The sequence below is a fragment of the Psychrobacter proteolyticus genome (assembly GCF_039762275.1).
Classification (GTDB): Bacteria; Pseudomonadota; Gammaproteobacteria; order Pseudomonadales; family Moraxellaceae; genus Psychrobacter; species Psychrobacter proteolyticus_C.
This window is the reverse complement of the sequence record NZ_JBDLOB010000008.1, coordinates 122,858-148,728: the sequence shown is the minus strand read 5'-3', so window position 1 is coordinate 148,728 and position 25,871 is coordinate 122,858. Positions and strand designations below refer to the sequence as shown.

The following is a 25,871-nucleotide window of genomic DNA, read 5'->3' as shown; positions in this document are numbered from 1 at the left end:
TATCAAATAACGCAAGCAGCAAAGTTCTAAAAGACTCCAATAAAGCTGGTTTAGATGTCGTAGTATCTGTTTGGTTTGACATGGCAGACTATGAAATCTTTACCAGCTTTACTAACATTTAAATCATAACGGAAACTTGAATGCGCGTTATTACCGCTTTACCGATGCTCAAACGTCTTACGCGATATAGCACCTACGCTATGGTGATGAGCATTTGTATTGGTATATCAGCAAGCACAGCATCGCCAACTACTGCCAATATTAACCAAGTCTTATCACCTTGGCAGCAGATAGAAGCCCAAGGTAGCAATCAGGACATTTACTTTTATGCATGGGGCGGTGACCCACAGATTAACGCCTATCTACAATGGGTCGCCGATCAAGTCGATGATAAATATAATATCAACTTAGTCCATGTCAAATTAAGTGACACCAGTGAAGCAGTCAGTCGGGTACTCGCAGAAAAATCTGCCCATAATGACGATCAAGGCAGTGTTGATTTGGTTTGGATTAATGGTGCTAACTTTGCCACCATGAGTGAGAACTCATTGCTACTTAAGCAATGGGCAAACAAACTGCCCAATTTTGCGTTGACTGATCCGGACAATAATCCAACCGTAAATTTCGACTTTGGTGTGCCGACCAACGGTATGGAAGCACCGTGGGGACAAGCCTCTCTGACGTTTTATTATGACAGCTTATCAACCAGTAAACCGCCAACAACGCTAACTGAACTGACTACTTGGACAGCACAAAACCCTGGCCGTTTTAGCTACCCAAAGCCACCTGATTTTTTGGGTATGAGTTTCTTAAAATACGTCTTAGTCATGCTGCATGAACAACAAGACGCTCAAACGGGTGAAAACATTAGCGCACAGCTCAACTTGCCTGCCACTGAAGAAAACACCGCGCTCGTATTAGATCCGCTATGGGCATTTTTGGATGACTTTCATCCAACCTTATGGCGTAATGGCGAGCAGTTCGTGCAGACAGGTGCGCAGATGCGGCGCTTGGTCGATGATACTGAGCTGAGTCTCGCGTTTACCTTTTCAGCACCAGAAGTTCCTGCAGCCGTACAGCGTTATGACTTACCCCAGAGCATTCGCAGCTATGCGATGAATGACGGCAGCTTAAGCAATACTCATTTTGTCGCTATCCCTTATAACGCTAGCCACCCTCAGGCCGCGCAATTAGTAGCCAACTTTTTGATGAGTCCAGCAGCACAAGCAAAAAAACAAACCCCTTCGGTATGGGGTGATAAAACCGTACTGGTCCAATCTACACTTAGCCCTGCACAACAAGCATTATTCAAAGCCAAGCAGCCTCATCCAAGCGCCCTGCCCTTTGACAGTGTCAAACGCACGGTAAGCGAGCCGCATCCAAGTTGGGTAGAGGCCATCCAGCAAGGCTGGCAAGCACGTTATGGGGTGAATCCATGAGCCAAGGTTTTGATAAAATAACGAAAAAAGGTGATAGCCCTAGACCTATTACGCTTGAGAAAAAAGACCTGTTTACGCGTATCGTGTCTTTTAGTCCCAAACTCTTAATTCTCATATTAATATTACCCGTACTCTGTGGTCTCATCTGTGTTCTGTTGCCTGCTCTGAGCTGGGTTCCTGCCCTAGAAAAAACAACCTTGAATCTGCAAGGGTTTATAGACCTGTGGCAAACGCCTGGCATCACGCAGATGGCTGCGTTAAGTCTCGCTACAGGACTTATCAGCACCTTACTTGCTTTTGTCATTGCCCTGATGATATTGGCCGCATTTTTTAACAGTGTTTGGTTGCAGCGTATTGAGCACTTACTAAGCCCTATCTTGGTCATTCCTCATGCAGCTGCAGCCATTGCCGTTGGGTTTTTGATTGCGCCGTCAGGCATGTTTGCACGGCTCATCTCTCCTTGGCTAACTGGTTGGGAGATGGCACCCGATGGTATGTTTCCACATGATCCATACGGTATCAGTATCATCTTGGGTTTAACCTTAAAAGAGCTGCCGTTTTTATTATTAATGGCACTGGGCGCACTTGCTCAGCCCGAGCTTGGCAAAAAATTGCGTCAACAATATACCGTTGCGCTCAATTTAGGTTATTACCCAATTACTGCTTTTTTTAAGGCGGTCTTGCCACTGTTATATCCTTTTCTACGTTTACCGATTTTGGCCGTATTGGCGTATGCTAGCGCGAGTGTCGAGATGCCATTGATATTGGGTCCTAACACACCGCCGACGCTTGCTGTCTCTATCATACAATGGTTCAACGATGTTGACCTGACATTGCGTATCAAGGCATCAGCAGGCGCATTATTACAACTCGTACTGACAGCTGGTTTAGTCGTCTTTTGGCTGGGCGGCGAAAAAACTATCAAAGCCATGTTTAATGTTTCGTCAGTTAATGGCAAACGTCATTATACAGATACTATTTGGCAAAAAGTCACCGCTATACTTACCGTAGGCGTGATTGGTTTTATGCTACTGTCACTTGCCGGCCTTGTATTATGGGCATTTGCAGGGTTTTGGCGGTTTCCGGCGATGCTACCAGAACAATTTGTGCTATTACATTTTCAAAGTGCCTTTACCCAAATGAGCACACCATTGGTCAATACGCTTAGCATTGGGGCCGTTAGTACTGCCTTTGCTGTTTTTCTGACTTTGCTATGCTTGGAAGCTGAGCAATTGAGTGCTAAACCACTGTCACACTTCACCAGTTTTATTATTTACTTACCGCTCTTGGTGCCAAGTATTGCGTTTCTATTCGGCTTAGTATGGTTACAGCAGTTGGCCAATCATCAATCAGAATTTTTTAACGTGGCATTCGCCCATCTTTTATTCGTGCTACCGTACGTGTTTTTATCATTGGCCAGTAGCTATCGGCGCTTAGATCCTCGTTTCGCTCATGTGGCCGCCAGCCTTGGTGCTGCACCAATTAAAGTATTTTTCCAGATAAAACTGCCGCAGCTATTTGCCCCTATTTTGATTGCCATTGCGCTCGGTCTAGCGATCAGCTTTGGTCAGTATTTGCCAACTCTATTGGCGGGTGGCGGACGTATTGCCACTATCACGACAGAAGCGGTGACACTGGCAAATGGTGCCAGTCGGCGTACCAGTGCTGTTTATGCGATTATGCAAATGGCGCTACCGCTTATCGGTTTTATATTAGCTTGGATGCTACCCAAGTACTTTTTTAGAAGTGGTGCTCGGTAGCAGGCTGACAACGAATAAGAACAATTATGAAAAGCATCAGCTATCGAAAACAGCTGTTATGAAAAAACTAGCCACTAAAAATACTCAATATTAAAATAATTAGTCGTGAAAAATGTAAATAAAGGGTTCCTGATGCCATCATCTCTACAGATAAAAGACTTACAACTATTTCGTCAAAACGAGCAGTTATTGAGTATCAATGAGCACATCGCTGGTGGCGATATCCTAACCGTGATGGGCCCTTCTGGTAGTGGCAAGTCCAGCTTACTAAACTGGCTAACAGGCACTTTGGCGAGCGATTTTACTGCGTCTGGTACGGTTTGGTTAAACGATGAAAACGTGACGCACCTGCCTGCGCATTTGCGACGTATTGGTGTGCTGTATCAAGATGCACTGCTGTTTTCGCATCTATCAGTCGCGGGTAATATTGCTTTTGCCATGCCAAAAGGAAACAAAAAACAGCGTGTTGAAAAAATAGCGCAATCTTTAGCGCAAGTGGGTTTAGAAGGGACGGGGGATCGTCATCCTGATAACCTATCAGGTGGTCAACAAGCACGTGTCGCCTTATTACGCACGCTACTGAGTGAGCCCAAAGCGATACTACTTGATGAGCCATTTAGCAAACTTGATACTCAGTTGAGAATGGATACGCAGCAATTGGTATTCGATCAGATTCGTACTCATAAGTTGCCTGCTATTATGGTCACGCACGACCAAAGTGACGCTGAAGCAGCCAATAGCAAAGTTATTTATGTAGGACGATAATTTTAGATATCAGAGTCAAATATCAACGCTAAATACCCAGTCAAAGTATCAAAATAAGCAGAATATAAAAGGCAGCTCGCATGTTAGACAAGTTCATTACGCCCGTCATCAAGCCGCTGCTAACCCCGATAGTAGCGACATTGCATAAGCTCGGCATCACGGCTGATCAGCTTACGGTAGCTGGATTCTTGGTTGGTATGTTGGCACTACCACTACTTGCATTTGAGCTATGGTATGGCGCGCTGGCAGTGATAATATTGAATCGTATCTTTGATGGACTTGATGGCGCAATGGCACGCTACGCAAAGCAAAGCTCAAGCGCTGGTGGCTACTTAGATATCACGCTCGATTTTTTGTTTTATGCCGCTGTGCCACTTGGGTTTATTTTGGCCAACCCTGCGCAAAACGCTATTACAGGTGCCTTGTTGTTAGCGACATTTATTGGGACAGGTTCGAGCTTTTTGGCCTTTGCGATTTCTGCAGAAAAGTTTCAATTAGACAAGCCGCAGTTTAAATATAAGAGCTTTTATTACCTCAACGGTCTTACAGAAGGCACCGAGACCATTGCTCTTTTTATCGCTCTCTGTATTTGGCCTCAGCATTTTGTGCTACTTGCTGGTATCTTTGCTACTGCCTGCGCTGTTACTATTTTCACTCGTATACATGGTGGGTATCATACCCTCAAGCAGCTCGAATCTACCAAGTAAGCGTCTAGAGATATACGTCATATTGAAACCTAGCAACGAACCTCTAAGCATTTACTGAATCATCGAGTCGCAGTGCTTCTATAGATAAAGCCATATCTTCAGCAAGGGCGTGTACCGTCGAGCTCTCTATGTCACGCTGGGCAAAGGCACGTAGCCCCATAACTTCTGCCTGTAGACGGCGTCCAAGCCTAACCGGATCAAGCTCACTATCCATCTCACCGACATTCTGCGCTTCCTTAAAGCATTCTATAAAACGTGTCTCCATACCTGCCAGCAGCATTTCCACCTTGGTTAACGCTGTCTGCTCACGCGCGCCCAGCTCTAGTAAGCTTTTGACCAACATACAGGCTCGGCTCGGTAATGCCTTATCACGGATCCCGCCAAGCTGACGTATATAAGCGGCCAGTCCTAATAAAGGCGTTTCATGATGGTTCAATACTCGCTCAAGCTCAGTCAATCCTAGATGCGCATAGTATTCTAGCGCCTCTTGAAACAGGCCTTCTTTATTACCGAAAGCAGCATAGATACTACCTGGGCGCATATCGAGCGCTTGCTCTATGTCTTTTAGAGACGTGGCATGAAATCCCTTTTGCCAAAAGAGCTGTAGCGCACGCTCCAAGGCGTCATGACGGTTGTAAAGTGCGGTGCGTGACATAATGTGCCCCATTTAAAAAGCCGTGACCTCATATAAAAATGGGCACGGCTATAAAACTTGAATGATTGCTCAATTTTATCCTGAATGGGTGCGACAGTAAAGTTAATATAAGAAACGGTCTGGTAAATAAACGTAATGCTAGGGCGCGACTTAGCTATCAACAATCACTCTACAATAATTCAACAGTCATGCTGATAGCTAGTAAATGGTCTCTACAGTGGCTAGTGATAATCTAATTAAAAGTCCAGTTAATCGGTCAGTAATACATGTTTGCTCTTCTGATAAGCGGACAAGCCATCACCGCCCAACTCACGGCCAATACCGCTTTGCTTAAATCCGCCCCAGCCTGCTTCTGGTAATACGATTTGTTGCTCGTTAATCCAAATATGTCCGGCTTTGATTTGTAGCGCCATCTCAAGTGCTTTAGTCTCATCGGCGCTCACGATAGTTGCTGCTAGAGCAAACTTGCTATCATTGGCTAGGCGAATAGCCTCTGCGTCGTCAGTAAAGGCTGTACAGACTAATACAGGCCCAAACACTTCCTCCATCCATAACTGGCTGGTCGTTGGCACACTCGTATAGACAGTTGGCGTTGCAAAATAGCCAGATGCTTCTAACAACTGACCGCCGGTTAAGCAATTTAGATTTTCAGCTGTCGCAATATCAAAGAATTTTTTAACTTGATTCAGCTGCTGCTCGCTCACCAATGGACCCATTTGCGTCTCTGTCGCAAAACCATCACCAATTTGCAAACTTTCCGTTTTAACTTTTAACGTCTCAAACAGCTGCTCAGCAATATCTTGATGTACAATCAGACGCGACGTGGCCGAGCATATCTGACCTGCATTGGTAAATATACCGCCAATGATTAAACCACAAGCGTAATCAATATCAGCATCTGCACAGACCACAATAGCAGACTTACCACCCAACTCTAGGCTAATGTCTTTGATGCCTTTTGCTGCTTGAACCATGACCTTTTCGCCGACTACATTACTACCAGTAAACGATACTTTGTCAATCAGCGGATGGCTGGTCATAGCAGTGCCCACTTCAGCAGCACCCGGTAAGATATTAACCACCCCTTTTGGCAAGTCAATCTCAGACAAGATATTGCCTAGCATAAGCTCTGGTAATAGTGTCACTTCAGACGGTTTCAATAGCACGGTACATCCTGCCGCTAGCGCAGGAGCCAACTTCCAAGAGGTCGTCACCATTGGGAAATTCCAAGGGGTAATCAGCGCACAAACACCCACTGGCGAGTATGTCTTTAACAAACGAATGCCTGACTCAAGCGTTGAGACCTTAGACCACGTTGCCTGCTCTGTGATGAGATTGGCATAATAACGGTAGCAAGCAATGGCGTCCCCTACGTCTATCTTTGCTTCTTCAATTGGCTTACCGTTGTTTAATACAGACAGCCCAACCAACTTATCGAATTGCTGCTCCATAGACTCTGCAATTGCATTTAGATAGCGGGCGCGCTCACTTACACTAGTCTGTGACCAGCTAGCAAACGCTTCATCAGCTGCTTCAACTGCCTGCTCTACATGGGCACTGGTGCACAGACGTGTCGTTGCAATCACCTCGCCTGAATTTGGATCATACAACGCATGGTTATTTGAATGATTAGAATCGGTCACAGGTGCTGCAATCGTAACCCAATCACCATTGATATAAGCGGCATTTAATACAACTTCGTTTTGAGCCGTTTGTATGGCAGTTTCTCTGGTTAAATCTGTAGAGTTCAGCATTTCCATAATGGTCAATCGCCTTATATTTTTGATCAAATTGTCTTTATGTGCGTAACGTCCGTAACGTGATTGGCTAAATGGTCGGTTTAACTGCCTACAGAAAAACCGACCATTTGCATATTATCGTCAGGCTAGACGCCTTGTGAATACTAGACGCGCCACTAATACAGTAGATGCGCCACTGATGTAATGACTACTAGGCTGATAAGCGTGCGAAGGATAAAGATTAAAAATAGCTCTAACACGTTTAGCTTGATATTTGACTTCAAAATCAGCGCACCAACTTCAGACATATAGATAATCTGAGTAATTGAGGCAGCACCAACGATAAATCGTGTCATCTCACTTTCAATGCTTTTGCCAACTAGCGCTGGCAGATACATATCTGCAAAGCCCATAATCATGGCAGGAGCTGCTTTTGCCGCCTCTGGAATCTGTAACCACTCAAGTAGTGGTACAAGTGGTGTCGCAAGCCAATTAAAGACTGGCGTGTATTCTGCTAAGCCAAGACCGATGGTACCAATCGCAAAGATAACAGGAATCAGTCCAAAATAGATATCAAACAGATTGTGTACGCTGCGTTTGAACACTTTACCTAAGCTTGGCATAGAATGCGCGCGAGTAACCGCACGATTAACTGCCCATTGATACGTTGTATATTCAGCAGGAATGCCTTCATCTAGCATGCTTTTGCCAGAGTGATACGTATCAGGCTTGAGTGACAATGGCGGTATACGCGGCATGATAATCGCAGCGATAAAACCAGTTAGCGCAATGGTCAGATAAAAGAAAACGAAGTTATTGTCTACGCCTATGGTTTTGGCAACTACGTAGGTAAAGGCGATAGAAGTGACGGAAAATGTGGTCGCAATAATGGCGGCTTCACGCTGACTATAGAAGCTTTTGTCATACTCTTGCATGGTGACTAGCAAGCCGATAGATGCTGCACCAAACCAAGAAGACATTGCATCGACAGCAGAACGACCAGGTAGTTTAAAGAGTTTGATAAATACTTTACTGGCTAACGTACCCAAAAACTCCATCAAACCAAAATCAGTCAAAAATGGCAGCGATAAAATGGCGAAGAAAAACAACGGAATCAGAATAGGAATCAAATCTTCGAAAATGACGCCGCCCGTATTACGATTGATAATAAACTCGGGGCCGACTTGTAGGAAAATCATCCAAACAAACAACATACCTAAAAAACGCGTGGACAGCCAAAACCAGTCAACATCAAAAAGCTTTTTTACCAGTGAATCTTCATGCAAATTGGGCTTTAATGCTTTGACTGCTAGCGCACCAAGAGCGGAGATAGTCACTATCGCCATCGCAATATAGGCCACAAATCCACCTAACACGGACTGTAGCGTATCAGTCAACACACCTAATAAAATTGTGACTTTACCATCCCACTCAAACGGTATGATAAACAGCGCGATACCCAGTGCTGAAAATAATAAAAATTTCCACATAGCTGCACGCCATTGAGCGGCTTTTGGGGTCTCTGGATCGACAGTATTGTTTCCTAAAATCGGCTGCTGCGATTTATCAATAGTATTCGTCATTTAACTTCTCCTTGATGGGCGATGATTGCCAGTTTTTCCATTTCTCTGTCTGACCAATACCTGGGTTAAGCGAATTGGTTGGATCCAGTTTTTTATAAAAATAATGTAGTGCCGTTTTTGCAGGATATACGTGCCCCACGTTGTGCTCAGCAGGGTACTCAATATGACGCTTATCATAAAATGCCAGCAGGTCTTCCTTGAACTGCTTGGCATTGGTCTTAGGTTTTAATAAATAGTCTTGGTGCATGACATGACAGAAAAAATGCCCCAGATAAAAGGTTTTACTGACTTGTTCTTGCAAGTGTTCAGGTAGAGTCTCGTCCCAATCTACGGCATTTCTAGGTAAAGCAATATCGGTCGATAGCAGCTCGCCAAATTTATCTTGATTTAAATTATGATAACGGAACATAGCAGCGGTCGCGGCACTGCGAAATACCAATAACGATTGCGATTCAAGCTCTGTACACACATGCAGCGCACCTTGATACTGCTGTAGATAGTTTTGCAAAAAATCCTGCGCAGCGGCGATATTTTCGCCATCAGTTTTATTAGAATCTTTATCTGAATTTTTATTAATGCCATTATCAAAGTCGTTAACAAAACCATCTGCGACTTTTATAATCAAATGGTAGTTATATGAGAGTGCCTGCGTGGTCAAAGTGGCTGGTAACGACGGCGGCATAAACCTAGATGTCATCTGTAATATCCGATCTGGCAGCGTCTTTGGGAGATGCCACTTATCCAGATAGTAGCCAATCTTTGCTTGCAGTCGATACAGCGACCCTATCTTACTAGCAGGAAGCTTACGCATACTCAGACAAGTGTCTCGACCATAGTACATCGTGATGTCGTTATAGTTTTTATGCATATACTCAGCCAACACGGGCAATTTCAACTCGCTCTTTAACCATTGTTTTCTGAGTGTGGTCAAGGTGTCAGCGTCGTTGGTCGAGATATAAAATGTTTTCTCTTGCTTGGGCTTGGCAAAGGTCGCTACCCTTACCGCAAATACAATGACCTTGCCAGCTGAACCAGACGCTTCATACAGGCCGTTAGGATCGTTGTTAAATCTAGCAGGTGTCTCTGCCTCACAATCACGGACTTTATGTTGATAATGATGGTTGGTGCAGGCGTTACTGTTGCTCGTACTGTTTGAGACCTTATTAAACGTGCCAGCTTGCAGGTTCTCTAGCATTTCCTCTGGCTGATCACCCAAATCCAGTCCTAAGTGATTGATTAACTCAAACTGACCTAAGCTGTTACGTCTGGCAAATATCGCCATCTCAGTATAGGCAGGTCCACGCTGCACCAACATGCCGCCTGAGCTGTTACAGATGCCGCCTATCACCGATGCACCAACACAACTAGAGCCCAGTACTGAATGCGGCTCACGCCCTAATGGCGTAAGGATAGACTCTAATTGCTGCAAAGTAGCGGCTGGCAAAGCAATCAGTTCTGCTGCATCATTAAGTAAATGCACACCGCCCAACAACTGCATAGAGATTACGACTAGTGGTCTGTCATAATCTCCATTCGGTGTTGAGCCACCTGTCAGACCTGTATTGGCCGCTTGAGCAATGATAATCACATCAAAAGTGGCACAGATATTAATGACGCGCCATAGTGCCACAAGAGAGTGCGGTATCACAACTGCGATGGTCGCGTCTGTGATAGCCTTAATTGCACCTTGTACATAAGACTGCTGTTGGCTAGGTTTTATCAATACATTGGTCGTACCAACGACAACAGCAAGCGCCGTCAACAAACGCGGTATTTGCTCATGTCTACTTTCCGACATTTCTCTAGCATTGGGCGTCATGAACGTGCTTCCTTGCGTAACCAGCGTTTGTCATTTTTTTGTCGTTTTTTAGACCTGTGACTATCGGTCTCGTTATTATCCGTAGCATTAAAGACCGTATTACTGTTAATTAAAATAAGTCACTGTCTCAGCCATTTCTTTTAGAAAGTCATCTGCTTCATCAATCTCATAAATGATTGGTTGTTTACCCTTAGTGTCTGTCTTCAATGCCTCTAGCAGTTGCTGCTTATCGGTTATTCTACGATAGCCAGCGCCAAATCCTGCTGCTAATGGCTCAAAGTTTGGTGTTTTGATATTGACACCAATCAGTGGTAAACCGCCCTCTTCCATGTAACGACGAATCTCACCGTAGCCTTGGTTGTTCCATAGCAAAACGATCAATGGTAGCTCAAGCTCGGCTGCGCAGATAAGCTCAGCAATCGTAAACTGAATACCGCCATCACCCATTAGACTGACGACGGGTAGATTTGAGCCAACCATGGCCCCAATAGCAGCAGGCAGACCATAGCCTAATGTGCCGAAACCTGTCGATGAATTAAACCATTTACGCGTCGCCAAGGCTTCAAGACCAAGGTTACCGCTATAGACAGGCTGCGTTGAATCACCAACGAAAATGACGTCTTCTACTTCATCTCTAATCAGCTTTAGTAATGCATTTTGACCTGCAAAGTCTGTCGTTACATCCTTCAAGATGGCTTGTTTGGCTTCACTGACACGTGACAGTGCTTGGTGATCAAATGTCTGCCCTTCTAAGCGTTCACATAAACCACTAATCGCCATTTGTGCGTCAGAAAGTACCGCGATATCCGCTCTAAATGGACGCTGCAATTGCTGGGCATCACAGTCGATACGGACCAGCGTGCCGTTGATTTTAAACTCACCATTAAAGAACACATCATAGTCAGTCTCCCCAAGCTCAGTCCCAATCGCTAATACCCAATCCGCCTCGGTAATCACGGCGCGGCCTGCGTCTAATGACTGGTTACTACCCAAACTTAATGGATGACCAGGTGGCAGCAACCCTTTGGCATTAATCGTTAAAAACGTTGGTGCATCTATCAGCTCTGCCAATCGCTGTGCATTAAGATCGACATCGACACAGCCGCCTCCATAAAGTATTACAGGATTTTTCGCGGTTTGTAATGACTGTATAATTAGGTCTAATTGCGTAGGATTCGGCAATGGTCTTGTGACCTGCGGTAGGCTCAAGCTATTTGTACCAACTTCGCTATTTGCTACAGCATTTAACTTAGGCGGCTTGGCAACATGACGGGCATCAGCAGTGATGACATCGATAGGCAGCTGAATATGCACAGGGCCAGGACGTGCACCGTTAAATAAAGCAAAAGCTTCTGCAATGACTTTCGGTAGCGACTCAGGTTGCCAAATGGTCTTACTCGTCAATGCTACTTTACTAATCATGCCTTGCTGATCGTGAAGCTCATGTAAATGCCCTTCGCCACTACCTGTGTCTTTGACTTTATTGACACTAGAGATTACTAGCATCGGTATCGAATCAGCCAGTGCTTGCGCCATCGCTGTCATAATGTTAGTCATACCAGGGCCAGTGATGATAAAGCATACGCCGATTTTTCCAGAAGCACGGTAGTAGCCATCTGCCATAAACCCAGCACCTTGTTCATGACGCGGTGTCACATGACGGATATTGGTATTTGGAAGGCCGCGATACAGCTCTACCGTGTGTACACCAGGGATACCAAAAACGGTCTCTACACCATAATATTCTAGCCACTGCACCAATAGCTCACCACAGGTCAGTGACGATGTGTCAGACAAAGAAGAAGGCGTTTGCGTCAATTGGGTCATGGGTCAGTCATCCTAAAAAATTTCGCTGAATATTCAGATAGTTATCAATACCTCAAAACAACCTTTGTATTTTTTCTTTCATACCGATTATTAGTCACTAATTACTGGCTGCAAAGGTTGCTCATTATAAAGGTAATCATTGATGGTGATTAGTAAACTGCCTTAACCTTGTCGTCATAGCGTACGCCTGGCAGGATACATAGCATCTCAAACAATAGATTCGCCGCCAATACCGAGGTGTTACCGAATGGATCATAAGGTGGTGATACTTCGACTAAATCTCCACCCACCACATCTAGACCACGCATACCGCGAATGATTTCGATACCTTGAGTAGAGGTCAAGCCGCCGATTTCAGCAGTACCCGTACCTGGGGCAAATGCAGGATCAATACCGTCGATATCAAAGCTCAAATAGACAGGACCATCACCTAGCTTTTCACGTACTTCAGCCATGAGCGGTGTTAGCGACTTATACCAGCACTCCTCAGCAGGTACCACGCGGAATCCTTGCTCAGTTGACCAGTCAAACTCTTCAGCGCTATAGCCTGTACCACGTAGACCAATTTGCACCACACGATTACCATCGATGAGGTTTTCTTCAACAGCACGGCGGAACGGCGTACCGTGCGCGATTTTTTCGCCAAACATATCATCATTGATATCAGCATGAGCATCGATATGTACCATACCAACAGGGCCATGTTTTTTGGCAAGTGCGCGCAGGATAGGCAATGCGATAGTATGATCACCGCCTAGTGTTAGAGGAATCGCACCATGTTTGACGATTTTATCGGTATAGAATTTTTCGATGATATCAACGCTTTTTAGGAGATTGAATGTATTGATAGGCACATCGCCGATGTCAGCGACTTGTAATGACTCAAAAGGCGCAGCGCGAGTGGCCACATTATAGGGACGAATCATTCTTGACTCATCACGAATCTGTCTAGGACCCAATCTTGCACCGCTACGGTTGGATGCACCAATATCTAAAGGTACGCCAACGAACGCCACATCTAACCCTTCAGCATCGGCTTGAGTTGGCAGACGCATCATAGAAGCGAAACCGCCAAATCTTGGCATATCGTTGCCGCTTAATGGTTGATTGAATGTCATAAGTTACTTCCTTGTTCTATTTGGTTTAAGTACACAATTTGCTACATGCCATTGACAATACATAAATATAAGAGAAGGAACCATGGTAAAATTTAGAAGTAAACTTCTATTTTTTCGTAGTAAAGTGCGCTTATAGGTCACTATCAGAAGTTTATGAGAGGCAGTATCGATTAAAAAAAGATAATATTGATTTAATAAATGAGGAGCCGCTTTTGATATTGGATGAACTGATAAAGATAGACATCAAAACACTACGCAGCTTTATGGCTATCGTAGAGTGCCAAGGCGTGACGGCCGCTCAGTCGCGTTTGAATGTTACTACTTCTGTCATCAGTGGACACTTAACCCACTTAGAAGACCGCTTAGGCATGACGCTATGTCATCGTGGTCGAGCAGGATTCAAACTCACGGAGGACGGTGCGGCGGTGTATGAGGCATGTTTAGGCTTTACCGAATCAGTCGCCAGCTTTCAACATCAGCTGCATTATATTAAACAATTAGACTCAGTTCACGGCGGGCACATCAGGCTTTGCTTGATTGATCAAATGCCCAAGTTTTTTTATGATGCACTTAGACAACGTCTAGCCAACAGCTACCGTAATAACCCGTTAATACACTTTTCTATCGACGTACAAAGCCCTGAGAGCATGTTAGAAAAGCTCTTAAGTAACGAGAGTGACATTGGCGTAGGTTATTTTGGCAGCTTTCCACCTTTACTGACCTTTAAGCCAGCATTTGTTGAAAAACAAGTGGTCTGCTGTGGACGCGAACATAGATTGTTTTACAACTCAGACGGATTAACTTTTGATGATTTAGAACAGAACTATCCGTGGATAAAAAGAGGCTATGTGGTAGAGCATCATATCAATCATATTCGCCCCAAGACATTAAGCGCGACTACTTATCATATGGAGGCAACAGCACAGCTTATCCTTGCAGGTCACCATGTTGGCTACTTGCCGCGTGATTTAGCGAAGCGTTATGAGGGTATGGGACTGATGAAAATACTGCTGCCTGATGAGGCAAGCTATGATGTCGAGCACCATTGGGCATATCGAGAAAATCAGCCTAAACAAGCAGCTGACTTTTTGAATAAGATGATGAACTTATTATAAGATACCACTAGGTTTATTACACTATTGCAGACGGTTGTTGGTACTTTAGACCAATGGTTCTTAGCTTCCCTTTGTCATCGACATCTTTAATAACCAATGACCACTCGTCACTCACCACAACGGTATCGCCCGACACTGGCGCGGTACCTAAATGTGATTTTACGTACTCGGCCACCGTCTGCTCCCACATGTTTTTTGCGCTGTCTTCATCGGACGTTTTAAGTGTTTTTACCAGTGTCTCAGACGCCATAATTCCTGTAAAAAATGGCAAGTCTCCAAGCTTAACACTCGGTGATAGCAACCAATCGCCATAGAAGTCATCGATAGCTTTGCGATCTAATGTTGTGTCATTAAAAATCTTGGCGATTTTGCTCGCGTGATTACCTCTCATCGCATACCAGACACTGTCACCAAATTTTAGCTTTGTGTCGTCATCGACTACTACGATTTGCTGATTACGGACTAGCGCAAAGACACTTATTTCATCTGGGTTAATACCTTTGGAGATACCCATAGGATGACGCCCAATGGCAAATGCGCCCGACTTTGCCTCAAACTCATACAGCGTGATACTGGCCTTATCGGATACCCAAACCTCGTGTTCTTCTTTGGGGTCTTTGTTGGTTGGAATACGTACTTTAAATAGATTCGCCATCGTAGGAATGGTTGTGCCTTGCAAAATCAACGACAGAACCACGACACCAAAGGCAATATCAAACAGCATAAAAGCATTATCTATACCAGCCATGACGGGTAAAATCGCTAAGGTAATAGGCACTGCACCGCGCAAACCAACCCAAGAGATAAACCCAATCTCTCTGTCTTTAAATTTGAATGGTTTGACACTGGTATAGACGGCAATAGGACGCGCCACAAAGATCATAAAGAGCGCGATTGCAACCGAATAATGCCAGACATTGAGGACGTTTGACGGAGTGACCAGCAGTCCTAATACTACGAAAAGCACCGCCTGCGACAACCAAGCAAAGCTGTCCATCACTCGCATGACATGCTCTGTCGAGCGCACCTTATGGTTGCCGATTAGCACACCAGTGAGGTATACCGCCAAAAATCCACTGCCGCCAATAAGATTGGTCGCAGCGAACACAGCCAAGCCAGCGGAGAGGATTAAGATCGCGTACATGCCTTCTGCTAAATGCACTTTAGGCAATAATCGGGATAAAAAATAACCGAACAGTAAGCCCATGCCTAATCCAAAGCTCAGCTGCTGTAGCAATAAAACTAAAAAGCCAAATACTGTCTGACCAGCAGGATCAACATTTAGGGCAATCAAACCAGTAACTAATAAAATAGCCAAGGGATCGTTGGCACCAGACTCAAGTTCAAGCGTTGCTTGTACACGATCGTTAAGCTTGACACCGCCATTACGTAATAGAGAAAATACCGCTGCTGCATCGGTTGAGCCAACAATCGCTGCCATCAGTAAGCCAAAGCGCCAATCGACATCAAGTAGCCAAGTAACAAATACCCCTAGCACCATGACCGTGACCAACACGCCCCACGTGGCCAGCGTAATCGCAGGTTTTAGCCCTACTCGAAACGATTTAAAGGATGTGCGTAAACCACCATCTAGCAAGATACAGGCTAAGGCTGCCTGCCCAACGAAATTGGCTAGCGCATATTGAGAGAACTCAATACCCAAGATACCCTGCTCGCCTGCCAACATACCCACTATCAAAAACAGCAACAACAATGGTACGCCTAAGCGCGCCGACAATGTACTCGCCATGATACTGGCGAAAATTAGTACTGCGCCTACGAGATACAGGATATTTAAGGTATCCATTTTTTTTGAGCCCTATTTTTTATTATTAAGAATAGTAATTGATTGCGATGGGGTTTTCGTTATCTTGCTGTCAGTAGATATTACACCAGTGAGCCTATCATAAGCGGCCATTATTCAAAATATGAATGACAATTATTTATAATGATATTAGAACCACTATCAGAACTAGCAGCCAATACTAAATCAATAAAAATACTTCAATAAAAAAAGTTCAAATATTAAAGTGAAGCCCACAAAATGCCATTGCTAGGCTAAAAGAGTTTACGTCTTAATATCACTTAACCCTGAATGTATTGCCATGTCAGTACCAGAATCGCAGCCGCAACCGTCCAAGCGACCACCCCTAATAGCAGTGCCTTGTATAAACTCATATAACTGATGCTAAAAAACACCACAAAGGTATAAATCAAATGCGGTATGACACCAAGCATACTAAATATCAACGCGACCTTTAAATCAGCAGGACTGCGCTCAGTACCAACGATAAAGTGACTGATTAACGTAAAGGTGGGGAATAGTGGCGCAAGTGCCGCCAAATAAAAAAATCGGGTTTGGGCGAACATTTGAATCGCCAGTACCATCAAGGCGCCGATAAGCATTTTTAACCAAATCACGACGTGTCTATCTCCTGTTGACTATAAAGGCTGAACGTAGCCCAATCCGCCATGATACTAAAGTCTGTAAACTGACATAAGAGCAATCACTGATTAATTAATCCGTATGATAAAAAAATGCAAAAAACCCCATCTAGCTATTTCGCTAAATGGGGCTGTTACTTTTATTCAGTAAGCTTTTACGAATGACTTAATCTTTTTTTGGTTTCAGTGCCGCACTGATGTCTGCTAGCAATGGCGGTATATCATGCTTGTCTGCGATCACCTCAATCATTATAAGCTTATCGGTAGTCGCAGCAGCTTTGTCGAAAGCAGATTTTAGCTCGCCTGCTGTCTCTGCTTTTAGTAATACGCTATTCGCTTCTGTCGCGCCAAACGCGCGCGGCATGATTTGCCAATCGCATTTAGGGATATCATTATAGTATTGGTTTTCACCATGAATCGCGCGCTCTACCGTATAGCCGTCGTTATTGATTAAGACGATCACAGGATTGATGCGTTCTTGAATCATGACCGCCAACTCTTGGATCGTTAGCAATGCTGAACCGTCCCCAATTAATAACACACTGCGCTTATCTGGTGATGCAATCGCCGCGCCCAAGCTGGCTGGCAACGTGTAGCCAATTGACCCCCACATCGGCTGCCCATATGATGTCACCCCTTCTGGCAGACGCACATCACTGATACCAAAATAGGCAGTCCCTTGTTCAGAAAACACTAAGTTATTGTGGTCTAAACGGTCAGCGATAATATGCCATAAATCATCTTGGCGGATAGCCTCACTGTCTTTACCTTTTTGTTCGTGCGGTTTAACTTCTTCACAGAAAGGTTTTGGCACGATATTAATGCCAGAAGTCATTACTTCATGTAGGGCTTGCAACGCATCTTTTAGCGCAATCGGTGCAAAGTTCTTACCACTGATAGAAGCACGCTCATAGTGCAAGTCTACGACCACATCTTCATTGATATCTTGGCTAAACCCTGCGGTAGTAGTGTCAGTATATTGCACCCCTACTTTGATAAGGCATTCGCAGTTTTCTACCGCATCTTTCACAATTGGACGCGAAGCAACACCCGCATAAGTACCTGCCCAACGATCGCTATTTTCATCAAGCAGCGTCTTGCCCCAAGATAGCGTGGTATAAGGAATATCGGTATCAGCGATCAATGCTTTGAGCTGTGATTGTAACCCCAAACGATGCACCATCAAATCTGCCATTAATGTCGTGGTCTTATTTGGCAAAAACTCGGTTAGTGCTTGCTTAAAATCTGATAATGCCGCTTGGCTAGTAATATCTTCTTGACTATCGATCAGCTTAGTCGTCGGTGGATAGATAGGCTGACGCGCAACGTCTGGTGATAATAGTAAGTAACCTGGGCGATGCTTTTTAAGTATTAAGCGAATCACTCGATCAATTTCTGAGGCAGCGTTCTCAGGAGTAAGCTGCGCTCGTGCTACTGTTACTGGCTCGACCATCTTAATAAAATGATTGAATACACCATCACCAAGCGAATGATGAATACGGCGCTTTGAGTCTTGTAGCGCTGTGCTTGGTGCACCGACGATATGCAATACAGGCGCGTACTCAGCAAAAGAGCCTGCCGTCGCATTAATCGCTGACAACTCCCCTACACCAAAAGTCGTCACCATGGCGGCAAACCCACGCTCACGTGCGTATCCATCCGCAGCATAGCCAGCATTTAGCTCATTGGTGTTGCCTACCCAGCGTAGCTTGTCAGAAGCAAGAACGTTATCCAAAAAAGTTAAGTTAAAATCACCAGGTACGCCAAATATCTCAGATGCGCCCGCTTCTGCGACACGATCAAACAAATAATCAGCGATGGTATATTGTTGACTCATTTTTTATCCTTATGACTTATCTTTGTAAGTATTGATAATTGTGAATGTGATTGATGTTAAATTATAAAGTGCGTCCCAGCTTATTTATGTACTACAAAGCTTTTGGAATACATATTATAATAAACCGTTATAACATATATCTATGGCCAGAAGACACGCCTATTTTAATAACTTTAATTTTTTTCGTCCTAGGTGTTGACACCTAAAAAAAACTGCGTATAATACGCCTTCATCAACTGACGATAGTTAATTGATAATTAGCGGGAATAGCTCAGTGGTAGAGCATAACCTTGCCAAGGTTGGGGTCGAGAGTTCGAATCTCTTTTCCCGCTCCAAATATGGCTTGAAAGAGCACTAAAATCCTCACTTCTTAAATAAGAAGTGAGGATTTTTTTTGTTTGTTTTTCAAGGTCTGTAGCGTTTTTCAGTATTAGCTATTCAGTCTAATTGCTAAGTTTAACTAATATATTAAAAGCTCAAAAATCAGCACCGTGACCAAAACGTGACCATTTTCTAAAACTGAAATTTCTTTTCAACTATTAAAGTTATAGTACTATTGGAATGGACTATCACCACAGTGCATTCTAATCAATGACATAGGTTGCGCAATATTTATAGCGTTAGTATCATTTCAGTTTTGAAACGACTCAATTATAACTAGGAAAATATTATGGCAAAATTAGAATCAAATATTGAGCTAGAAGCCGCGGCATTTCGTCGCTTACTAGCTCATTTAGACGAACGTAAAGATGTACAGAATATCGAACTGATGAACCTTGCCGACTTTTGTCGTAACTGCTTATCTAAGTGGTATAAAGCGGCTGGTGAAGAGCGTGGTATTGAGATTGAATACGAGGATGCGCGCGAGCTTGTTTATGGTATGCCTTATACTGAGTGGAAAGAGAAGTATCAACAGAAGGCAACGCCTGAGCAGCTAGCGCGTTTTAACGAGATTGAAGCTGCTAAGAATAAAATGGATTAAAACTGATAGTGATGGCTCAAATAAAATAAGCCATCACCAGAGAGTGATATCAAAAAATCCAACATTGCCGCTAGACTAGCGGCTTTCTATAGATTTGAGTATGCTACTAAACCCTATAGTTCCTTGTTTCTGCATTTGACGGTCAAATAAACGACCGATTAATGGCAATGGTACAATCAATCGACCCTCAGACACCCAAGTCACATGTGTGGTGCCATCGCCCAAGTCTTTTAAGTCAATGATGCCTTTATCATGCTGCATTTTGATGGGTTTAGATTTTTCGATTTGGTATTGCATATGAGTAGGACGCTCAAACGCTGTAATCCGTTCCCAGAACTTAACGGGTCCCGTTTGAATGCTACGTAAAGCCCCGACGCCATTGCGCTCTTCGTTACCTTCGGCTACTAACTTAGCAACACCCACCGCTTTAAATGAGCCATAACTGGCATGGTCACTCAGTGCTTCAAATACCTTATCAATCGGTTTTTTGACAATGCGCTCTACTTTTATTTTAAACATAATATTATCTCATTAAGACTAAATTTATTTAGCTTACGGCTATTTTAGAAATAAATATAGCAGTCACATTGTGAAAAATTATTACCGTGAAGAGCCTCTACCTTTCGAAGGACGCCTGCCATTGGTAGCAGGTTTTCCATTGCCCCCTGACGGCTTACCACGACCAGTAGGACGTCCATCCCTACCTTTAGAACCTGCTGGTTTTCTAGCATCATCCTTGGCATATTTGTTACGCCCCTTTGCTGCCCCTGCCGATTTTGTAGATGGTTTTGACTTTGACGAAGCATCAGCACGAGGTTTCTTTCGTGGCGTATTGCGAGATTTCTTGTTTGAGTGATTGTCTTGCGAAGAAGAGTCTTCTACAGATTTAAGTAACACAGACAGCTCTTTTGGCGTTAAGTCTCGCCAGTCACCAACGGGAAGCCCCTTAAGACTTACATTCATAATCCGCGTACGTTCAAGCTTGACGACTTCGTAGCCAAAGTGTTCACACATACGGCGAATTTGACGGTTCAAACCTTGTACGAGCGTGATATTAAAGACATTAGGAGCTACTTTAGTCACTGGGCATTTTTTGGTCATCTTGCCGAGCATCGGCACACCGCCCGCTAAACCTTCGATAACACTATCAGTTAACGGCTTGTTTACTGTAACTAGATACTCTTTCTCATGATTATTACCAGCACGTAGTACCTTATTGACCAAATCACCGTTATTAGTCAAAAAGATCAAACCTTGAGAATCTTTGTCCAAACGACCAATCGGAAAAATACGCAAACTATGTCGCACAAAATCGACAATATTATTTTTCTCAGAGCTTTCCGTGGTGCTCACAATGCCCACTGGCTTATTTAATGCAATAAAAATAAAATCATCAGGCTCTCGCGGCTCAATAAGCTGCCCGTTGACTTTTACCGCATCTCCAGCAACCACTTGATCGCCTACCGACGCACGTTTGCCATTAATGTATACATTACCTTGTTCAATGAAGCGGTCAGCGTCTCGCCTAGAGCAAATACCACTTTCGCTGATGTATTTATTTAAACGAGTCGAGGAAGCGTTGAACATAAAGCACCGTTTTACCTGATAAGAAGCGTTTTTTGCTAAGAAAAAAGCCTAAATTGAATGGATCAATAACAACGAAATAGCTCACATTATATAGGAAATCGATTAGACCTTTTAGGTTGAATTGAGATGTGTATGAACTGAAACTTATAGAACGATGGTTCACTCTACAGAACCTTAACCATTTAGCATTAGTCGTTTATTCATGCTTAAACAGCGCTTTGAATCGAATGATTTTTGAGATTTTTTCGGTTGAGCTTGGCAGTATGGTTAATCATTCATATGAGCTAAAAAGTAGAAATCATGTATAAAATCATAATAAAAAAGCCGTCTATCACTGATAAACGGCTTTTTTACTACAAGGTACTGTAAAGTCATTAGACGCTGTCAGATACAGTCATCTGAGTAAATACAGTATTGATTGCCTGAATGGTTTGCTCGATCTCAATAGCAGTCAATGTAGGATGGACTAAAAACATGAGACTAGTTTCCCCCAATTGCTTCGCTACCGGTAGCGGCGACTCTGGGCGCAACCCAGTATTATCAAACGCCTTTTCTAAATACACCTCAGAAGCGGACCCCGAAAAACACGGTACATTTAATGCATTGATCTCATTAATAATTCGATCGCGTGACCATCCTTGTGGCAGAGTCTCTGGCTGCACGTATACATAAAACTTATAGTAAGCGTGGGTACAGTCAGCAAACGCGGATGTCGCCTCTAACCTAGGTACTGATAAATAGCCTTGTGCCTCCCAACCAGCGCATGCATCTAATATTGCATGGGCATTGGTAGTACGCTTAGCAGTCCAGTCGTTCATACGCTGTAACTGAATACGACCGATCACTGCTTGCATCTCAGTCATACGCCAGTTGGTGCCAAAGCTCTCATGTAACCAGCGATAGCCTGGTGGATGCTCGGTCTCATAGACCGCTGCATAGCTCTTGCCATGGTCCTTATACGCCCACATTTTTCGCCATAGCTGCTCATCATTAGTAGTGACCATACCACCTTCACCACCCGTGGTCATGATCTTATCCTGACAAAAGCTCCATGCCCCAATATGACCAATACTACCAACGCTACGGCCTTTGTATTTACTACCATGTGCTTGCGCGCAGTCTTCTATGACATATAGATTATGCTGCTCTGCTAGCGCCATAATACCGTCCATATCACATGGCCAGCCAGCCAGATGCACACAGACGATGGCTTTGGTTCGCTCAGTCAATACTGCGGCAATTGTCTCAGGGGTGATATTGCCTGTCTCGGCATCGACATCAGCGAATATCGGAGTCGCACCTGCATTGACCACGGATGAGATACTGGCGATAAAGGTACGCGAGGTAACGATAACCTCGTCACCTACACCCACCTCTAGTGCTTGCAAGGCAACATCTAAAGCTAGTGTGCCATTACCCATGGCGATAGCGTAGCGACTATTTGCCCAGTCAGCAAACTCACGCTCAAACTGACGACCCTCGGTTCCAGTCCAATAGTTGACTTTATTAGATAATAAGACTTGGCTGACAGCATCAGCCTCAACTTGTGTAAAACTAGGCCAAGGTGAAAAGGCAGTATTTAGCATAAGAATCTCACTGTATGTGTATTGTATTTGGTGGAGGCTTAACGTCGACTTGCTTATTCAAGACTCTAGCCGGATTACCCACGACCACCGCTCCAGCTGGCACATCTCTGGTTACGACTGCACCCATACCGACAATAGCACCTTTACCAATGATTAAAGGTTTATTGGGTGTTCCTTGTTTAAGGATGGCTCCTGCGCCTATATACGCATGGTCATGAATATGCACATTGCCATTACAGCTTACTCTAGGGGCAAAGGTAACATAGTCACCAATCACACAATCATGCTCTACATAACTATATAAATTGGCATGAAAACATTTACCAATAGTCACATTTGACGCTATCGTCACAAACGGGCTAATCGCTGCTCCTATTCCAATAACTACTTTTTCCATGATTAGTGTAGTCCGATCTTGAACGGACCATAGCGATATGCCATCGTTCAATAGTCTGTTAGCGATTTTTTGACGAATATTACTGTCTGCAATAGCAATCAATACATGTTTATTCGCACAGTCTAGACCTTTAAACTGTTCATAATTCATAGCTATACGGTCGTTAATAGTACTTTGTAGATCTAATGAATCATCAATAAACATCGCTTGATTAGGATTACTCAGTTGTTTTAGTTGAGCCGCAGCCACGGGCATTAGACTACGACCACAACCCGCTGCCCCATATACAGCAAATGCTTCATTCATTATCTTACTATTCATGATTTTATTTTTAACTTATTATCTATAGAACCTTTGAACTTACTCATAGTGGCTTCGCCATCAGCACTAATACCATCTTTAATAAGTACTTTTTTGACAGTTTTGAATAGTATCTTGACATCTAACCATAACGATTGGTTGTCTACATACCATGTATCTAATTCAAACCTCTCTTCCCAAGTAATAGCATTACGGCCATTGATCTGCGCCCAGCCTGTAAGACCCGGAAGCATTTCATGGCGCCGTTTTTGTTCATCAGTGTACAGAGTCAAATACTCTTTTAAAAATGGTCGTGGACCGACTAGACTCATATCACCTTTTAATATATTTACAAGGCTAGGTAACTCATCAATACTTAGCTTTCTAAATATATTACCAATTCTAGTGATGCGATATTTGTCTTCAAGTAAATCGCCGTTCTCATCTCTTTCATCTGTCATTGTTTTTAGTTTAAAAATATTAATAACTCTACCGTCTTTCCCACCTCTTTCTTGAGTGAAAAACGGAGATTTTTTTAAATCAAGCCACACAATAAATGAAGAAACTAGCAAAACACATGACCAAATAGGCAAAGTTCCTAATACTATTATCAGATCAAATATTCTTTTGAGCATTTAAGTAACCTTTAATTTCGTTGAGTTGATAAACAGAAGATATAGACAGAATCGTACTTTTGATAGCAGGCTCTAAGAAGTTATACTCTAATAGTTTAATAACACCTTCAGACTCAATTAATGCTTTATCAGCAGAAAATGGACGTATACTAACCACAGTACCATCGTCGCAATCTGTTAATATCCGATCATACTCTAGCTCTTGAGGGTTTCTATAAACACAGAAACCATCAAATATATTAGACTGTAACGCCTTTTCCATAAACTCTACTGAATAAGGAAAACATAAAGCACTACCTACCAAACCGCTTTGCTTCAAATCTTTTATATCATGTCGCATTTGTTCCTGCTGCTTAATAAAACCATCTATTCTTTGTGTATCAGACAAACTACTACGCCACATCCACTGCATGGCTTCTAGTTCATCTATCTCAAATATACTGAGATAGTTTCTTACTTTTTCCTTTAATCTATTACTAGAGTATCTATGGTCAGAAAAATGTGGTTCAGCCAATTTGACAATATGTTTAAAAACTATAGTGCTATCTATCAAAGATACTTCTTTTAAAACCTTTTGTAATAGAGAAAAAGAGTCATATTCTGAAGATGAATGTATGGTATCGATTCCAGCATAGTATGCTTGGCACAATAGCTTGGCCCAATAATGCTCATCTCCTTTGTCTTCACTCATTCTCATTGAGCCAAAAATAAGTGGGCTCATAAAAAATTACCCACATCGAAAGCACACTTCCAAATAAATCGTTCACCTTCCATAGTGGCTGAAAATGAGTTTCTACCGTGAATTACTTCGTTGTCTTTCCATAAAATGGCCTGTCCAGGCTGTAACTTGACCTCAAGTAAATTTTTATGTATCGAAGGACTATTTTTTAGGAACATGTGGAAAGTTTCTGCAATTTTGCTAATTTCTTGGTCTGCACTTTTCTCCACACAATAATAATTCCAGTTAATTTTCCATATACCATCACTCTTACTAATAACTTTATCATGTCTACTATCACCTGAACGGGCATGAGTGACTACATTAGCGGTCAAATAAGAAAGTAGTTTCGGTGCCTCTGTTTCTAATGCATTAACGACATCACTAGCATTTATAAAAACCGTCTCACCACCATCACCGGCATTTGTCACACAACATAATAAACTTGAATTTGGGAAGTCTGGTATATAACTGCCATCAGTATGTAAAGGTTGTGCTTCTGAGGAATGACGATAAGCATTTTCTATTTTCGGATCATATCTAATTTCCATCCATGCTTCACCAGTACGTTGTGAGCTCCTATCTTTAATAGTGGCATCTTCAGCAAAAGGAGCAACTTTTCCTAATTGTGGAAAAAGTGAATCATAAAATTCTTTCACATCAGCCACTTTTGAAGTAGGATCTAAAACTACCACTTTGATGGCATCATCGTCCCATGCTGAAAGCAGATCATGACAGCCTTGACTTGGATTATTTGGGTCAATAGGTATATTTTTAAACATAGTGTTCTCTCTTACTGTAAGAATCGATATAAATTAAAGCTTAATACTGAAATTATAGAATCCTTAATAATTTCA

General features: G+C 43.2%; 22 protein-coding genes and 1 tRNA gene. 7 read left to right on the top strand and 16 right to left on the bottom strand.

Going from position 1 to position 25,871, the window contains the following annotated elements:
* Window positions 1-140 precede the first annotated feature (140 nt).
* The 4 genes from ABFV72_RS11845 (at window position 141) to ABFV72_RS11830 (ending at window position 4,671) form a co-directional block, all read left to right on the top strand.
* Window positions 141-1,439 (top strand): ABC transporter substrate-binding protein, encoded by a 1,299-nt coding sequence (locus ABFV72_RS11845; RefSeq protein ID WP_347163887.1) that lies wholly within the window; start codon window positions 141-143, stop codon window positions 1,437-1,439.
* Window positions 1,436-3,199, top strand: coding sequence for an ABC transporter permease (locus ABFV72_RS11840; RefSeq protein ID WP_347163886.1), 1,764 nt, complete (start codon window positions 1,436-1,438; stop codon window positions 3,197-3,199). Before ABFV72_RS11845 ends, ABFV72_RS11840 begins: the two co-directional genes overlap by 4 nt.
* Before the next feature lie 132 nt (window positions 3,200-3,331).
* Window positions 3,332-3,964: an ATP-binding cassette domain-containing protein gene (locus ABFV72_RS11835; RefSeq protein WP_347163884.1), complete on the top strand. Its 633-nt coding sequence runs from the start codon at window positions 3,332-3,334 to the stop codon at window positions 3,962-3,964.
* A gap of 80 nt (window positions 3,965-4,044) precedes the next feature.
* The gene (locus ABFV72_RS11830) at window positions 4,045-4,671 is read left to right on the top strand and encodes a CDP-alcohol phosphatidyltransferase family protein (protein ID WP_347163882.1); all 627 of its coding nucleotides are present in this window, start codon (window positions 4,045-4,047) and stop codon (window positions 4,669-4,671) included.
* A 43-nt stretch (window positions 4,672-4,714) separates the two neighbouring features.
* Here ABFV72_RS11830 and ABFV72_RS11825 read toward each other — a convergent pair whose 3' ends face one another.
* The 6 genes from ABFV72_RS11825 to speB form a co-directional block, all read right to left on the bottom strand.
* Window positions 4,715-5,326, bottom strand: a complete 612-nt coding sequence (locus ABFV72_RS11825; RefSeq protein WP_347163881.1) for a TetR/AcrR family transcriptional regulator — start codon at window positions 5,324-5,326, stop codon at window positions 4,715-4,717.
* 248 nt (window positions 5,327-5,574) lie between these two features.
* On the bottom strand, window positions 5,575-7,086 hold the full coding sequence (locus ABFV72_RS11820) for an aldehyde dehydrogenase family protein (protein WP_347163880.1): 1,512 nt from the start codon (window positions 7,084-7,086) through the stop codon (window positions 5,575-5,577).
* Window positions 7,087-7,241: 155 nt separating this feature from the next.
* Window positions 7,242-8,648 (bottom strand): YjiH family protein, encoded by a 1,407-nt coding sequence (locus ABFV72_RS11815; protein ID WP_347163879.1) that lies wholly within the window; start codon window positions 8,646-8,648, stop codon window positions 7,242-7,244.
* Entirely contained in the window at window positions 8,632-10,467 is a 1,836-nt protein-coding gene (dld, locus tag ABFV72_RS11810; protein WP_347163877.1) for a D-lactate dehydrogenase, read from the bottom strand. The genes ABFV72_RS11815 and dld overlap by 17 nt, the downstream gene beginning before the upstream one ends.
* Window positions 10,468-10,572: 105 nt before the next feature.
* The gene (locus ABFV72_RS11805) at window positions 10,573-12,294 is read right to left on the bottom strand and encodes a 5-guanidino-2-oxopentanoate decarboxylase (protein ID WP_347163876.1); all 1,722 of its coding nucleotides are present in this window, start codon (window positions 12,292-12,294) and stop codon (window positions 10,573-10,575) included.
* Window positions 12,295-12,443: 149 nt separating this feature from the next.
* On the bottom strand, window positions 12,444-13,412 hold the full coding sequence (gene speB / locus ABFV72_RS11800) for an agmatinase (protein WP_057760617.1): 969 nt from the start codon (window positions 13,410-13,412) through the stop codon (window positions 12,444-12,446).
* Between the two features lie 212 nt (window positions 13,413-13,624).
* Here speB and ABFV72_RS11795 point away from each other — a divergent pair, with 212 nt between their 5' ends.
* Window positions 13,625-14,527: a LysR family transcriptional regulator gene (locus ABFV72_RS11795; protein WP_227522927.1), complete on the top strand. Its 903-nt coding sequence runs from the start codon at window positions 13,625-13,627 to the stop codon at window positions 14,525-14,527.
* 16 nt (window positions 14,528-14,543) lie between these two features.
* Here the strand turns inward: ABFV72_RS11795 and ABFV72_RS11790 are convergent, their stop codons facing one another.
* From ABFV72_RS11790 to ABFV72_RS11780, 3 genes are all read right to left on the bottom strand, one after another.
* Window positions 14,544-16,334 carry a potassium/proton antiporter gene (locus ABFV72_RS11790; protein WP_347163874.1) on the bottom strand — a complete coding sequence of 597 codons (1,791 nt, stop codon included), beginning with the start codon at window positions 16,332-16,334 and terminating at the stop codon, window positions 14,544-14,546.
* A gap of 278 nt (window positions 16,335-16,612) precedes the next feature.
* On the bottom strand, window positions 16,613-16,948 hold the full coding sequence (locus tag ABFV72_RS11785; RefSeq protein WP_224737711.1) for a GlpM family protein: 336 nt from the start codon (window positions 16,946-16,948) through the stop codon (window positions 16,613-16,615).
* 190 nt (window positions 16,949-17,138) lie between these two features.
* Window positions 17,139-18,809 carry an alpha-keto acid decarboxylase family protein gene (locus tag ABFV72_RS11780; protein ID WP_347163872.1) on the bottom strand — a complete coding sequence of 557 codons (1,671 nt, stop codon included), beginning with the start codon at window positions 18,807-18,809 and terminating at the stop codon, window positions 17,139-17,141.
* A gap of 260 nt (window positions 18,810-19,069) precedes the next feature.
* Between ABFV72_RS11780 and ABFV72_RS11775 the strand changes: the two genes are divergently transcribed.
* A tRNA-Gly gene (locus ABFV72_RS11775) sits at window positions 19,070-19,144 on the top strand.
* Between the two features lie 335 nt (window positions 19,145-19,479).
* Entirely contained in the window at window positions 19,480-19,791 is a 312-nt protein-coding gene (locus ABFV72_RS11770; RefSeq protein WP_347163871.1) for a DUF1244 domain-containing protein, read from the top strand.
* A 75-nt stretch (window positions 19,792-19,866) separates the two neighbouring features.
* On the opposite strand, the gene ABFV72_RS11765 is transcribed toward ABFV72_RS11770, so the two are convergent.
* From ABFV72_RS11765 to ABFV72_RS11735, 7 genes are all read right to left on the bottom strand, one after another.
* Window positions 19,867-20,310 carry an SRPBCC family protein gene (locus tag ABFV72_RS11765; protein ID WP_347163870.1) on the bottom strand — a complete coding sequence of 148 codons (444 nt, stop codon included), beginning with the start codon at window positions 20,308-20,310 and terminating at the stop codon, window positions 19,867-19,869.
* An 81-nt stretch (window positions 20,311-20,391) separates the two neighbouring features.
* Window positions 20,392-21,378, bottom strand: coding sequence for a 23S rRNA pseudouridine(2604) synthase RluF (gene rluF, locus ABFV72_RS11760; protein ID WP_347163868.1), 987 nt, complete (start codon window positions 21,376-21,378; stop codon window positions 20,392-20,394).
* 374 nt (window positions 21,379-21,752) lie between these two features.
* On the bottom strand, window positions 21,753-22,964 hold the full coding sequence (locus tag ABFV72_RS11755) for a DegT/DnrJ/EryC1/StrS family aminotransferase (protein ID WP_347163867.1): 1,212 nt from the start codon (window positions 22,962-22,964) through the stop codon (window positions 21,753-21,755).
* A 7-nt stretch (window positions 22,965-22,971) separates the two neighbouring features.
* Window positions 22,972-23,682, bottom strand: a complete 711-nt coding sequence (locus tag ABFV72_RS11750) for an acetyltransferase (RefSeq protein ID WP_347163865.1) — start codon at window positions 23,680-23,682, stop codon at window positions 22,972-22,974.
* Complete coding sequence (locus ABFV72_RS11745; RefSeq protein ID WP_347163863.1) at window positions 23,679-24,296, bottom strand: sugar transferase; 618 nt, start codon at window positions 24,294-24,296, stop codon at window positions 23,679-23,681. Before ABFV72_RS11745 ends, ABFV72_RS11750 begins: the two co-directional genes overlap by 4 nt.
* Window positions 24,277-25,017 (bottom strand): hypothetical protein, encoded by a 741-nt coding sequence (locus tag ABFV72_RS11740; RefSeq protein ID WP_347163862.1) that lies wholly within the window; start codon window positions 25,015-25,017, stop codon window positions 24,277-24,279. Before ABFV72_RS11740 ends, ABFV72_RS11745 begins: the two co-directional genes overlap by 20 nt.
* On the bottom strand, window positions 25,014-25,796 hold the full coding sequence (locus ABFV72_RS11735; RefSeq protein WP_347163860.1) for a TauD/TfdA family dioxygenase: 783 nt from the start codon (window positions 25,794-25,796) through the stop codon (window positions 25,014-25,016). The genes ABFV72_RS11740 and ABFV72_RS11735 overlap by 4 nt, the downstream gene beginning before the upstream one ends.
* Window positions 25,797-25,871 lie beyond the last annotated feature (75 nt).

Coding starts and splice junctions, on each gene's coding strand:
- ABFV72_RS11765 (WP_347163870.1), bottom strand. CDS start 20,310: ATGTTTAAAATAAAAGTAGAGCGCATTGTCAAAAAACCGATTGATAAG.
- ABFV72_RS11805 (WP_347163876.1), bottom strand. CDS start 12,294: ATGACCCAATTGACGCAAACGCCTTCTTCTTTGTCTGACACATCGTCA.
- ABFV72_RS11815 (WP_347163879.1), bottom strand. CDS start 8,648: ATGACGAATACTATTGATAAATCGCAGCAGCCGATTTTAGGAAACAAT.
- ABFV72_RS11780 (WP_347163872.1), bottom strand. CDS start 18,809: ATGAGTCAACAATATACCATCGCTGATTATTTGTTTGATCGTGTCGCA.
- ABFV72_RS11740 (WP_347163862.1), bottom strand. CDS start 25,017: ATGAGCCCACTTATTTTTGGCTCAATGAGAATGAGTGAAGACAAAGGA.
- speB (WP_057760617.1), bottom strand. CDS start 13,412: ATGACATTCAATCAACCATTAAGCGGCAACGATATGCCAAGATTTGGC.
- ABFV72_RS11845 (WP_347163887.1), top strand. CDS start 141: ATGCGCGTTATTACCGCTTTACCGATGCTCAAACGTCTTACGCGATAT.
- ABFV72_RS11735 (WP_347163860.1), bottom strand. CDS start 25,796: ATGTTTAAAAATATACCTATTGACCCAAATAATCCAAGTCAAGGCTGT.
- ABFV72_RS11755 (WP_347163867.1), bottom strand. CDS start 22,964: ATGCTAAATACTGCCTTTTCACCTTGGCCTAGTTTTACACAAGTTGAG.
- ABFV72_RS11830 (WP_347163882.1), top strand. CDS start 4,045: ATGTTAGACAAGTTCATTACGCCCGTCATCAAGCCGCTGCTAACCCCG.
- dld (WP_347163877.1), bottom strand. CDS start 10,467: ATGACGCCCAATGCTAGAGAAATGTCGGAAAGTAGACATGAGCAAATA.
- rluF (WP_347163868.1), bottom strand. CDS start 21,378: ATGTTCAACGCTTCCTCGACTCGTTTAAATAAATACATCAGCGAAAGT.
- ABFV72_RS11840 (WP_347163886.1), top strand. CDS start 1,436: ATGAGCCAAGGTTTTGATAAAATAACGAAAAAAGGTGATAGCCCTAGA.
- ABFV72_RS11835 (WP_347163884.1), top strand. CDS start 3,332: ATGCCATCATCTCTACAGATAAAAGACTTACAACTATTTCGTCAAAAC.
- ABFV72_RS11770 (WP_347163871.1), top strand. CDS start 19,480: ATGGCAAAATTAGAATCAAATATTGAGCTAGAAGCCGCGGCATTTCGT.
- ABFV72_RS11745 (WP_347163863.1), bottom strand. CDS start 24,296: ATGCTCAAAAGAATATTTGATCTGATAATAGTATTAGGAACTTTGCCT.
- ABFV72_RS11825 (WP_347163881.1), bottom strand. CDS start 5,326: ATGTCACGCACCGCACTTTACAACCGTCATGACGCCTTGGAGCGTGCG.
- ABFV72_RS11790 (WP_347163874.1), bottom strand. CDS start 16,334: ATGGATACCTTAAATATCCTGTATCTCGTAGGCGCAGTACTAATTTTC.
- ABFV72_RS11750 (WP_347163865.1), bottom strand. CDS start 23,682: ATGAATAGTAAGATAATGAATGAAGCATTTGCTGTATATGGGGCAGCG.
- ABFV72_RS11820 (WP_347163880.1), bottom strand. CDS start 7,086: ATGGAAATGCTGAACTCTACAGATTTAACCAGAGAAACTGCCATACAA.